Source organism: Mucilaginibacter sp. 14171R-50 (genome assembly GCF_010093045.1).
In the GTDB taxonomy this organism is placed as follows: Bacteria; Bacteroidota; Bacteroidia; order Sphingobacteriales; family Sphingobacteriaceae; genus Mucilaginibacter.
Window position 1 is genome coordinate 3282199 of the sequence record NZ_CP048115.1, and the last position, 12160, is coordinate 3294358.

11 protein-coding genes and 1 tRNA gene are annotated in these 12160 nt (G+C 45.0%); 2 read left to right on the forward strand and 10 right to left on the reverse strand.

What is annotated here, in order from left to right:
* Window positions 1–20: 20 nt before the first annotated feature.
* The 10 genes from GWR56_RS15050 to GWR56_RS15095 all read right to left on the reverse strand — a co-directional run bounded on the left by GWR56_RS15050 (window position 21) and on the right by GWR56_RS15095 (window position 9613).
* The gene (locus GWR56_RS15050) at window positions 21–1205 is read right to left on the reverse strand and encodes a FecR family protein (RefSeq protein ID WP_162432048.1); all 1185 of its coding nucleotides are present in this window, start codon (window positions 1203–1205) and stop codon (window positions 21–23) included.
* 88 nt (window positions 1206–1293) lie between these two features.
* Complete coding sequence (locus GWR56_RS15055; protein WP_162432049.1) at window positions 1294–1890, reverse strand: RNA polymerase sigma factor; 597 nt, start codon at window positions 1888–1890, stop codon at window positions 1294–1296.
* A gap of 162 nt (window positions 1891–2052) precedes the next feature.
* The gene (gene ruvB / locus GWR56_RS15060) at window positions 2053–3075 is read right to left on the reverse strand and encodes a Holliday junction branch migration DNA helicase RuvB (protein ID WP_162432050.1); all 1023 of its coding nucleotides are present in this window, start codon (window positions 3073–3075) and stop codon (window positions 2053–2055) included.
* A gap of 252 nt (window positions 3076–3327) precedes the next feature.
* Window positions 3328–4059 carry a polyprenol monophosphomannose synthase gene (locus GWR56_RS15065; protein ID WP_162432051.1) on the reverse strand — a complete coding sequence of 244 codons (732 nt, stop codon included), beginning with the start codon at window positions 4057–4059 and terminating at the stop codon, window positions 3328–3330.
* Window positions 4060–4175: 116 nt separating this feature from the next.
* The gene (locus tag GWR56_RS15070; protein ID WP_162432052.1) at window positions 4176–5669 is read right to left on the reverse strand and encodes an MFS transporter; all 1494 of its coding nucleotides are present in this window, start codon (window positions 5667–5669) and stop codon (window positions 4176–4178) included.
* Between the two features lie 112 nt (window positions 5670–5781).
* On the reverse strand, window positions 5782–6702 hold the full coding sequence (locus GWR56_RS15075) for a hypothetical protein (protein ID WP_162432053.1): 921 nt from the start codon (window positions 6700–6702) through the stop codon (window positions 5782–5784).
* 74 nt (window positions 6703–6776) lie between these two features.
* The gene (locus GWR56_RS15080; protein ID WP_162432054.1) at window positions 6777–7955 is read right to left on the reverse strand and encodes an acetyl-CoA C-acyltransferase; all 1179 of its coding nucleotides are present in this window, start codon (window positions 7953–7955) and stop codon (window positions 6777–6779) included.
* Between the two features lie 98 nt (window positions 7956–8053).
* On the reverse strand, window positions 8054–8218 hold the full coding sequence (locus GWR56_RS15085; RefSeq protein ID WP_162432055.1) for an Arc family DNA binding domain-containing protein: 165 nt from the start codon (window positions 8216–8218) through the stop codon (window positions 8054–8056).
* A 2-nt stretch (window positions 8219–8220) separates the two neighbouring features.
* On the reverse strand, window positions 8221–8751 hold the full coding sequence (locus tag GWR56_RS15090; protein ID WP_162432056.1) for a hypothetical protein: 531 nt from the start codon (window positions 8749–8751) through the stop codon (window positions 8221–8223).
* 4 nt (window positions 8752–8755) lie between these two features.
* A complete protein-coding gene (locus GWR56_RS15095; protein WP_162432057.1) occupies window positions 8756–9613 on the reverse strand; it encodes an SPFH domain-containing protein in 858 nt (285 codons plus the stop codon).
* A 117-nt stretch (window positions 9614–9730) separates the two neighbouring features.
* Here GWR56_RS15095 and GWR56_RS15100 point away from each other — a divergent pair, with 117 nt between their 5' ends.
* Together GWR56_RS15100 and GWR56_RS15105 are read left to right on the forward strand one after the other, a co-directional pair.
* Window positions 9731–11797, forward strand: a complete 2067-nt coding sequence (locus GWR56_RS15100) for an HD family phosphohydrolase (protein WP_162432058.1) — start codon at window positions 9731–9733, stop codon at window positions 11795–11797.
* Window positions 11798–11880: 83 nt separating this feature from the next.
* Window positions 11881–11967 (forward strand) — tRNA-Ser (locus tag GWR56_RS15105).
* Window positions 11968–12160 lie beyond the last annotated feature (193 nt).

Here is a 12160-nt window from a genome sequence, read left to right on the forward strand (position 1 = left end):
ATTGTTTTTTGGCTGTTTTACTATAACACTATAATTTTTTTTCCTTCAATTTTCAGGTCGATACCTGTATATTTCAAAATCTCTAATAATACCGAGGCCTTTACATTGCGCGATAAACGGCCTGTAAAAACTTTATCGGGCACTTTGCCGGCATAGGTAACATCTACATCGTACCAGCGAGCTGCCTGGCGCAATATGGCATCTATACGTACCTCCCTGAATTGAAAGATCCCATTTTTCCAGGCGGTCTCATCGTCAACGTCAACATCGTCAATCACTTTATTTTGGCCCGATGCTTTAATTTGCGCCTGCTGGCCGGGTTTTAACCGCGCGCTGAACCCACCGCTGGTAATGTTCACCGCTCCCTCAAGCAGGGTGGTTTTCATTACATTTTCGTCGTCGTAAGCCATTACATTAAAATGGGTGCCTAATACTTCAATTTGGGCGCGGTTTGTTTTTACCCTGAAAGGCATTGCCGCGTTTTTTGTAACCTCGAAGTAAGCCTCGCCGGTAATTGCCACCTGCCTGGTTGCACCGGTAAAACGGGTAGGGAAGGTGAGCGATGAGGCAGAATTTAACCAAACCCTGGTGCCATCGGGCAAATCAACCTGGTATTGCCCGCCGCGCGGTGTGGTAATGGTATTTATTGAGGGCGCAATGTTGGCACCTGCAAGTGCCGATACATTGTATATCAACCGGCCATCGGCAGCTTTTTTGATGAAGGTATTGCCCTGTTTGGCTAGGGTGCCATTTTCGGCGTTGTCTAAAATAATGGTTTTACCATCGGCAAGGGTTAGCGTGGCCCTATTACCGCCCGGCTGGGCATCGTGAAGCACGCGGTTTGTTTTAGTGAGATGTTGCGCAACTTTTTGTTGCCTTTTTAACTTATGAAAGCCGATACCAACAAAAAATAACACAATAGCGGCGGTTGCTATCTTAGCCCACAATATAATGTTGCTGCGCTTTGCACCGTTGTTTGTACCGGCCTTTAAAATATTGCTGAGGATAATGTTTGTTTTATCAGCGCTGAACAGCGGCGCATCGGGCCTCAGATCGTCCCAGGCCTGGCGGATAAGCAGGGATAGTTCCTCATCGCTTGCGCCTGCGTTGATGGCCGCAAACAGTTCGTCGCGCTCTTGCGGCGTGGCCGATTTGCTGTAATAGCGATCAAAAAGGTATCTCAACCTTAGCCTGGATGTTTTCATTAAATGTTGTTCAATAACTGGTAGTGTAGAAAAAGCCGGGGAACTTTATTGTAAAGACACCAGAGGCACATAAAAAGGGGGTATAGCTTTATATTTTTTTTAAAAAAAGTGTAGCCGCCAGTATAATTATGGCCGAAACATCAATGTTAGACTGCACAAAGCTGGTGATGGAGTGGGTGGCCCCCTGCAAATATTTTTTTACTGTTTCGCGCGACAGGCCCATCTGGTGTGCTATCTCATCGTACTTTAAGCGGCCGTGCCGGCTTAGTAAATATACTTTTTGCTGCTGCGGCGGTAAGTGGTCAATAGCCTCGTCCAATAAACTGTAATAATTGTGGTGCCCCGAATTATCTTCGCTGGCAAGGGCCAAAGCATTGTCTTGTATTGTTTTTTGTCGGATGCGCTCTTTAGCCAATCTTCGCAGGCAGTTTAACGCATGATTTTTGGAGACGACAAATAAATAAGCTTTAAAATTTTGAACCGACGATAGCGTTTCGCGGTTCATCCAGATCTTTAAAAAAACGTCCTGCACCACTTCCTCGGCCATTTCAACCGAATCGGTTATGCGGTAGATATGCGTACCCAAAAGCTGGTGATGGTTGTTGAACAATTCGCTAAACGCGTGTTCGTCTCCACGGGCAACCTTCAAGAGCAACTCTTTTTCACAAGGTAACAAGTCGGACATAGGTGATGATTGGAGCAGGCAAGTAATAAAAAAAATACTAAAACTGCAACCAAATAATGTTTTAATGTTAAAAAAGTATCATCAGGAGCAATAAAAACCTCCTGCGATTATCTAAACATTAAACACTTAACCCCTGCAAAAAATAAATAACCTTTGTATAAGTCAGAATAGAGAAGGGTTTGCTCCGGGTCTTATCTTGCCGAGATGCCGGTAAGCGCTCTCGGTAGCCTCGCGGCCCCTTGCGGTGCGCATCAAAAATCCTTCCTGGATCAGGAAGGGCTCGTACACCTCTTCAATGGTGCCTTCCTCTTCACCAACCGCGGTGGCAATGGTTTTGAGGCCAACGGGCCCCCCTTTAAATTTATCGATAATGGTCGACAGGATCTTATTGTCCATCTCGTCCAGCCCGTGCTCGTCAACATTCAGGGCGTTAAGGGCATATTGCGCAATATCGGTATCAATGCTGCCGTTCCCTTTTATTTGTGCAAAATCGCGGGTGCGGCGTAAAAGGGCATTGGCAATACGCGGGGTGCCACGGCTGCGGCGGGCAATTTCATAAGCGCCTTCATCGCTTATAGGAGACCGCAATATGGATGCTGACCGCAGCACAATTGTAGTGAGGAGTTTCGCGTCGTAATACTCTAAACGGCTGTTAATGCCAAACCTGGCACGTAAGGGCGCTGTTAATAAACCCGACCGGGTGGTAGCGCCAACAAGCGTGAAAGGGTTAAGCGAAATTTGCACCGAGCGGGCGTTAGGGCCGCTCTCCAGCATAATATCTATCTTAAAATCCTCCATAGCCGAGTACAAGTATTCTTCTACCAGCGGGCTTAAACGGTGTATCTCGTCAATAAAAAGGATGTCGCCTGTTTCCAGGCCGGTAAGCAGGCCGGCAAGATCGCCCGGTTTATCCAGCACCGGGCCCGATGTGATCTTGATACCCACGCCCATCTCATTAGCGATGATATGGGATAAGGTGGTTTTGCCTAAGCCCGGAGGGCCATGAAGCAATACATGGTCAAGCGCTTCGCCGCGCTGGCGGGCAGCCTGTACAAAAACGCGCAGGTTTGCCAGTATTTTATGCTGACCGGTAAAATCCTCAAATGCCTGCGGGCGTAAAACTTTTTCGATGTCACGCTCAGCAGGAGAGAGGCGTTCGCTATCCGGATCAAGGTTTTCGTTCATTGCCAACGAAATTAGTAATTTTTAGGCGAAAGGTAAAAGCAGAAAGGTTTTAAAACAGCATATACTGTGTATAAAACTTAATTATATAAATGGTGGCGCTGTTCTGTCAGTAGCTGGTTTTCTAATTGCCTGGTAATGAGGTGTTCACGAGCGTTCACGGTATTCACGTGCGGCGAACGTGAACACTTTGCAGGTTAAAGTACTTTACCGGTGCGTTTATAAAACTGTGCAGGTAAGGTACCCGGCGTATTATCACCCTTCGGGATATTTCCTGAAAATGCTGTTGATCTTCATTTGTATAACCCCAAAAAAAGCTTCCTTGAATATGCCCGATGACATTTTAGATGTACCTGCCGTGCGATCAGTGAAGATGATGGGCACTTCGGTTACCTTAAAACCATGTTTGATAGTGGTGTATTTCATTTCTATCTGGAACGCGTAGCCCACAAATTTGATCTTATCAAGGTTAAGGGTTTGCAGCACTTTACGCTTGTAGCACATAAAGCCGGCGGTGGCGTCCTGTATATCAATGCCGGTTATAAAGCGCACATAAACCGATGCAAAAAAACTCATTAATACACGGCTCATGGGCCAGTTAACCACGTTAACACCCTTTATGTAGCGCGAACCGATCGCCGCGTCGGCACCATCAATACAGGCCTGGCGTAAACGCAGCAGGTCGTCGGGGTTGTGCGAAAAATCGGCATCCATTTCAAATATAAAATCGTAATGATGCGCTATGGCCCATTTAAACCCATGGATATAGGCGGTACCCAAACCTTGTTTGCCCGTTCGTTCTTCTATAAAAAGCGTATCGGCATACTCCTGCTGCAATTGTTTTACAATGCCTGCGGTACCATCCGGCGAGCCGTCGTCAATGATCAGAACATGGAAGTCGTGCGGGAGGGAAAACACCTTGCGGATCATCCGTTCGATGTTTTCCTTCTCGTTATAAGTAGGGATGATGACAATGCTATCGGGCACGTAGAGCTTTTGTTTGTTTTTAATGAACGCCGCTAAAATAATTTAATTTTATACCGCATTAAAATAAAAAGCAGGAAAGTGGTCCACTTTCCTGCTTTTTATCGGTAGTATGTTTGTTACAGGCGTTCTGTTTCAGCAGCTACCTCGTTAATACCGACCGGGTCGGTAATGTAATTCCGTTCTTTAAGGCGCGGAGATATAATTAAAAAGGCCACTATGAAAACACATATAAACGCTACGAAAAACCATTCGTAATTGGCGCCTTTAAGAGCTGTGGCCCACCAGCCGCCATTTTCAATAAGGCCATTTACAACGGCGGTTATCAGGTTACCGAACGATACCACTAGGAACCAGATACCCGTCATGGTGCTTTTCATCGATTTTGGCGAGTGCGTATAAGCGTACTCCAAACCGGTAATTGATACCAATACCTCGGCTGCTGAAAGTATCATAAACGCCAGCACCTGCCACCAGATAGACGGCGAACCGCCATGATCCAGGCTGGTGTGTATAACACCTATCACCACAAACGATAACGCGGTTAGCACCAGGCCGGTCCCAAGCCTGCGCAGTGGTGTGGTTTTCAGTCCTTTTTTGTCCAGCCACGGATATACCACGTAGTTAAAGAATGGGATAAACAGGAGCAGGAATACCGTGTTAAAAGTTGATAGCTGGCCCGGATATATGGTGAATTTGGTAAAACCAAGGTTGATCACACGGTCCATTTTTTCGGCGTAAAGTGTCCATTCAGATAAACATTGGTCCCAAACAGCCCAAAAGGCCAGCGCGAAAAAGAAAACTGCCATAACGCGGTAAACTGCCTTTACGCCTTCAACGCGTTCGGGATCATAAGGACCTTTGGCAACATCAAGCATAGATTGCCCCGGTTTGCGCTGGCTTAAATGTGTTAACGCATACCAGGTAATAAAAACCAGGTTATTGCGGTTAACTCCCTGTGGCGGAACCTTTACATATTTTTTACGGCCCGAGAAGAATATAATAGTAGCCAGGGCCATCAGCAGCCCGGGGATACCAAAAGCCCATTTTGGCCCAAAGTGTTCATAAGTCCAGGGGATGGCAACGGTTGATATCATAGAGCCGGCGTTGATACTGAAGTAAAACCAGCCGTAAACTTTTGAAAGCAGGTCCTGGTTGGTGGCGTCAAACTGATCGCCCACGTTGGCCGATACGCACGATTTGATCCCCCCCGCGCCAATTGCAACCACCAGTAAACCTAATTCGAAACCGGTGAGGCCACCATCAAAGGTTGCCAGCATTAAATGCCCGATACAGTAAATTATAGATACATATAAAATAAGCTTGTACTTGCCGGTAAACCAATCGGCTATCATGCCGCCTACAAATGGCAGCGCGTAAGCTACCATCACAAACAGGTGGTGCAGCTTATTGGCATGGGCATTAGCCTGGTCGGTTAAAGCCGGGTTATCTGCCGGGTTGAAAAATTGGTTTACCAAAAAAAGTGTAAGTACTGAACGCATCCCGTAAAAGCTAAAGCGCTCTGCGGCTTCGTTGCCGATAATATAGGGTACGGCTTTTGGAAATCTTGATTTTGTTTTTGCCGGAGCGGCTGCCTGTAGGTTTTCTGCCATACTTTTGAACTATTTTTGCCTAAAATACTATTATTAAATTAATCCGAAATTTTATACCGAAATTATTACAGTGTAACCTGCAATGTTTTGATTACGCTTAAATACTAAAGCTTTAATTTTTTTTGTTTAACGGAACAGAGGCCCGGTCTTTAACGGCCTGTGCTTTAGGGTCGACATATTCAGCGTCGCGCTCTTCGGGTATGTTGCGCATATCAAGATTATCTGCAAACACCCACCGGCCATTTTTTAATTTATAGCCATCATAAGTAAGATCTGGTCCAAAGGTATCGGGCCGGTCTTTTAATTTATCATCAGGCGGGGCAAGGTGGTCAAATACGATAAGTTGCTGATCGGGCACATAACGCAACAGCATTGATGCCTGCCTGGTGTATTCAAATATTACGCGTTTGCGGTTTTTATTACCACCATCAAATACAGGCATGCCAAAAAGCGGCTTGTCATCCCTGTCAAACGATAGCACCTCGATTACCTTTTTTGTCGATTTTACCGTGTTGCCTTTCCATCCCAATAAAACATAATATGGTTTTGCTGCGGCTACCTTAATAATTTTGTAATACTGCGCGCCATACCACTTGCGGTTATCCGTAACCGAGTCTTCGGGGTTTTTTAACAGGGGCGAGTAATCTTCAAGCGGATACATCAGCAGGTTTCCGCCGGTGTTCATTTGCACGGTACCATAAAAACGGTAACTCCCGTCCTGGTTCATGATATGCCAGCTAATTATCCGCAAACGGTTATCGGGCGCATTAATAATGCTGATGCTTTTAAGCGAATCAAAGGGATAGTTAAACGAGTGGGGTACCTTTAAGGCGGCAACCAGCATGCGAATAAACTTGTAGTTTGCATTTTTGCGCTCTATATCATCCGGGTCGTTCACAAACTTTTTGCCCAGCGCTTTAAGGCTGTCCTGGTAAACGCTTAAATTCTTCAGGTTGGTGCTTTCATCGGAGTGCTGCGCGAAGGAGGTGCTGACGGTTAATAACACGAAGGCGGCTACTAAAAAACCTTTCATCAATATTTTACGATAAAAATACATTGCAGATAATAACGTATTACCCGCTGCTAAATTATTAAACTATATTGATGTTATAACAAGTTTTCGATCACCATTGCGCTTGCGCCGCCGCCACCGTTACATATGCCTGCAGCACCTATGCGGCCTTTGTTTTGCTGTAAAACATGTATCAGCGTTACCATAATGCGCGCGCCCGAGGCGCCAAGCGGGTGGCCAATAGCGACAGCTCCGCCGTTAACATTTACCTTAGCAGCGTCAAGTTTTAATAATTTATTATTAGCTAACGCTACAACGGAAAAGGCCTCGTTTATCTCAAAAAAATCTACCTCATCGGCAGATAAACCTGCCTTATGTAATGCCAGTGGAAGGGCTTTGGCCGGGGCCGTAGTAAAATATTCGGGCGCTTGTTGCGCATCAGCAAAGGATACTATCCTGGCAAGCGGCTTAATGCCCATTGCTTCGGCTTTTTCTTTGCTCATTAATATTAGGGCTGCCGCACCGTCGTTCAAGGTTGATGCATTGGCAGCTGTAACTGTACCATCTTTTTTAAATACCGGCTTAAGCGTGGGTATTTTTTCAAATTTTACCGTTTTTGGTTCCTCATCGTCGGCAAACACGGTAACATCGCCTTTTTTATCTTTCAGTTCAACAGGGGTTATTTCAGCATTAAACTTGCCATCGGCCTGGGCTTGCTGCGCCCGTTTGTACGATTCTACAGCGAAAGCATCCTGCTCTTCGCGCGTTACATTGCAGTCGACCGCGCAAAGCTCGGCTGCCGAACCCATGTGATAATCGTTATATACATCCCAAAGGCCATCTTTTACCAGGCCATCAATGATCTGCCCGTTACCAAGGCGGTAGCCGTTACGGGCCTTGTCAAGGTAATAAGGTACGTTGCTCATGCTTTCCATGCCACCCGCCAATACAATTTCGTTATCACCGTTGGCTATGCTTTGAGCTGCAAGCATAATAGCTTTCATGCCCGATGCGCATACCTTATTTATAGTAGTAGCGGGCATGTGTGGCAGGCCTGCAAATATTGCCGCCTGGGTTGCGGGTGCCTGCCCTAAATTAGCCGACAGTACATTACCCATGTACACTTCCTGAATATCTGAAGGCTGCAGGCCAGCCTTTTCAATGGCCGATTTGATAACCACAGCGCCTAATTGAGTAGCTGATAACGATGCTAAACTGCCGCCAAAACTGCCGATAGGGGTACGGGTGGCCGATACGATATATACTTCTTTCATAAGAAAAGTGCTGTCTTTATATAATGGTCAGCAAATTTATAGTTTACTTTTAATAGTAACGACAGATTTGAAAAATATTATGCATGCATAGTATTCGCCTAATTCTTTTTCTTACGCGGCAACCTTTTGTGCGCTTTAAGGGCTTCCTGCAACAGGTACTCTATCTGCCCGTTAGTGCTGCGGAACTCGTCTGCGCCCCACATTTCAATTTCTTTGAGCACATCCGGGTTTATCCTTAATATAAAAGCTTTTTTTTCGGCCATGCTTAATGTGCTGCCGCCGCGTGTTGCTGGCGTATCAGTAAAATATTTATCCCAATTAATGCCAGTAGGGGTACGTGGGGCATATTGTTTATCTGTACCGTTTTGTCGAAGCTGACCTCAAAAGGTTTTTTTATCCCAAAGGCTTTATGTTCAATTTGTAAAATATCGCCGTATAGCACATGTGTTAGCGTAAAACTCCGGGAGAAAACTTTTTTAAACGTATAAACCGCATCAAAGCCGTTATCCATTTTTATGGCGATATCCCTTTTCCATGTTTCGGGTACCAGGTTGCCAACGGTTTCATCCTCGCCCTTATTCAAAAGCATGGTGCGGTTAAACATGCCTTTACGTTTAATTGTCCAGGTCCCTTCAGCGGTTTCTATAACGGCATAGCGTTTAAAATTTGCTTTGTAGCTTAGCTTACCATAAACAAACTGCCCGTCGGTAAGTTCGTAATAAGGGAAGAACCATTTATGACGGGTAATAAACAACTCGTTGGTTTTAACCAGCGCAAAATCTCTGAAATCGGTCATCGTATTAATGATATAAAGTGCCCGTGTTAACTATCGGGTTAACCGCTTTATCACCACAAAGTACAACCAGCAAGTTGCTCACCATAGCTGCCTTGCGCTCTTCGTCAAGCTCGATAATGTTTTTTTCTTCCATTTTTTGCAGGGCCATTTCAACCATGCCTACCGCGCCTTCAACTATAAGCCTGCGGGCAGATATAATGGCCGATGCCTGCTGGCGCTGCAGCATGGCGTGCGCAATCTCGGGCGCATAAGCCAGGTGCGATATGCGCGCTTCCAATACCTCAATACCCGCGCGTTCAAGGCGCTCGTTAAGTTCTTGTACCAACAGGATACCTACCTGCTCAGATCCTCCTCGCAGGGTAATGCTGGCGTTCTCGTCCTCGATGTGATCATAAGGGAATGAGTTGGCCAAGTGCCTCACTGCGGCCTCGCTCTGTATATTTACATATTGCAGGTAATTTTCAACCGCGAAAACGGCTTTGGCGGTGTCCTGTATCTGCCATACAATTACAGCAGCAATTTCAATAGGATTGCCTACGCTGTCGTTTACCTTTAATTGCTGGCCGTTCAGGTTAAATGCCTTTAGTGATACCTTCTTTTTAACGGTGAAGGGGTTTACCCAAAAAAAGCCGTCTTTTTTTACTGTTCCCTGGTATTTTCCAAAAAGGGTAAGCACTTTAGATTCGTTTGGATTTACAATAGCAAGGCCGGGTAAAATAAAAACAAAGTTTATTACACATATAATAGCGCCTATTACATGTTGCTGCCAATAGAAAGAAACGGCTGCTGCGGCAATAAGCACAAGTACTAAAACAAAGGCCAAATAGCCCGAAGGTGCTGTGGTAACTTTTTCGGTTTGCATGATCGTGATTATGATTTTAAATTGATATCATAAAGATATCAACTTTGATGTGATAAAAGCAAGAAAAATAACATATAACCGAAACTTATATTATTTTTGATTGGATAAACACAGCTAATGGCAAAACTTTCATCGTCCAGGCAAAAGGCATTATTGCGCAAATACGCGCTAAATGTGAAGTTTTTTATGATGCTTGCGAGCGTGATCGTAATTGTATATGCGCTGCCTAAGCAAGCCAAGTTTGGGTACGAGTTTGAAAAAGGCAGGATATGGAATCAAAAGGATCTGGTATCGCCTTACAACTTTGCCATCCTGAAAACCGATGCCGAGATAGAGGCCGACCAAAAAGCCGCTCTGGCTGCGGTTACCCCCATATACCAGAAAAATGATGACATGGAACGGCAGCAGCAGGATGGTTTTAAAACTGACCTGGAAGTAAAGTGGCATGCCGCGGGCATAAATGATAAACAGAAGAACGCTTACCTGCAAACCGGCTACAACGTTTTAAAAACATGTTATGACAAGGGTATTCTGAAACTGAACCCTAAATATCAGCAAAACGGAAAAAACTACGCGATCACGATATTGAGCGCGAACGTTGCAACTGAAAAAAATACTGCCGACCTGCTTACCCGCGAAAGGGCTATTGCCTATTGTGACGCTGAAATCAGTAAAGTACCCGGCCTGGATAAAGCCTTTCTGCTCGACCTGGTGCAAGATCGGCTACAAAACAACCTGTCATTTGATGCTAACCTGACAGCCCGCTTAGAGAAAGAGGTTACCGAAAACCTTTCTATTACCCGCGGCATGGTGCAAAAGGGAGACGTTATTATCAGCAAAGGCTCGGTTATAAACGACGAGGCCTACCAAAAGCTGGCATCGTATAAAAAGGCTTTTGAGGATAACGCCCGTACCAATGGTAACCATGGCATGGTATTGTTGGGGCAATTTTTACTGGTTGGCATCACCATAACGCTGTTAATGGTTTTCCTGTACCTGTTTAGGCGCGATATTTATGATGATAACCGTTTGGTAAGCCTGATATTGCTGGTTATAACGGCTATGCTTGCCGGTTTGTCGCTGGCTATAAAACTTGGGCTGCCAAATTTTTATTATATACCATATTGTATAGTGCCCATCATTATACGCATACTTTTTGATACCCGCCTGGCACTAAACATTCACTTACTGGTTGTACTGATAGCCGGTTTTTTTGTACCTAACAGCTTTGAGTTTGCCTATTTTGAAATTACCGCCGGTATGGTATCTATCTATAGCATCAAGAACCTTATCCGCCGCGAGCAGTTCCTGATATCGGCATTGATCATTACCTTTAGCTACTTTGTATCGTTTCTGGGCATATCGTTGATCAGGGAGGGGACGCTTAATACAATTGACTGGGTCGATTTTATCCCTTTTGCCGTAAGTGTACTGCTCACGCTACTGGCATACCCGCTGATCTACCTTTTCGAAAAGATGTTCGCTATAACATCGGACATTACCCTTATCGAACTCACTAACACCAACGCTCCCTTACTGCGCGAAATGGCTTTTAGTGCCCCGGGTACCTTTCAGCACTCGTTACAAGTGGCTAACCTGGCCGAAAACGCCATATACTCGATAGGTGGTAATGCCTTATTGGTTAGGGCCGGGGCGCTGTACCACGATATTGGTAAAATGCAAAACCCATTGTTTTTTATTGAAAACCAATTATCGGGTTTTAATCCCCATGATAAATTACCTTATGAAGAGAGCGCACAGATCATCATCAGCCACGTAAGTAAGGGTATTGAGATGGCGCGCAAAGCAAACCTGCCCGAAATAGTTATCGACTTTATACGTACCCATCACGGCAATACCCGTGTAGATTATTTTTATCAGTCGTTCCTTAAAAATTTCCCTGAAAAATTCATCAACGAGAACATTTTCCGGTATCCGGGGCCTATCCCGTTCTCGAAAGAAGCCGGTGTTTTAATGCTTGCCGACTCGGTTGAGGCAGCTTCGCGCTCGTTAAAAGAGCCGGACGAAGAATCTATCGGCATCCTGGTTGACCGTATTGTAAAATACAAACTCGATCAAAACCAGTTGAGTGACAGTAATATAACGCTGAAAGATCTGGAAACAATTAAACAGATATTTAAGCGGATGCTGGCGAGTATTTATCATGTGCGGATTGATTATTAAAAATCTGATTTATTTTTTTGACAGCTTAAGCGAATTACTATATTTGCAATCCCTGAAAAAAGGGAAAAAACCGCAATAAACACGGTGAGGTGCCTGAGAGGCCGAAAGGATCAGTTTGCTAAACTGACGTACGGGAAACTGTACCGAGGGTTCGAATCCCTCCCTCACCGCAAATAACATGTCAAAGTTTTGAAAAACGCCTCAGATCATACGATCTGGGGCGTTTTTGCTTTATAGCCATCTCATTTCAACGCAATTCATATCAATCGAAGCGAGACCTCTTGCGAGACCTATTCGGCCCTTCGTAAATTAGGTCTCGCTGAACCGCTAAAAGTTTAATTTTTAATCCTTAATCGTTAAGGC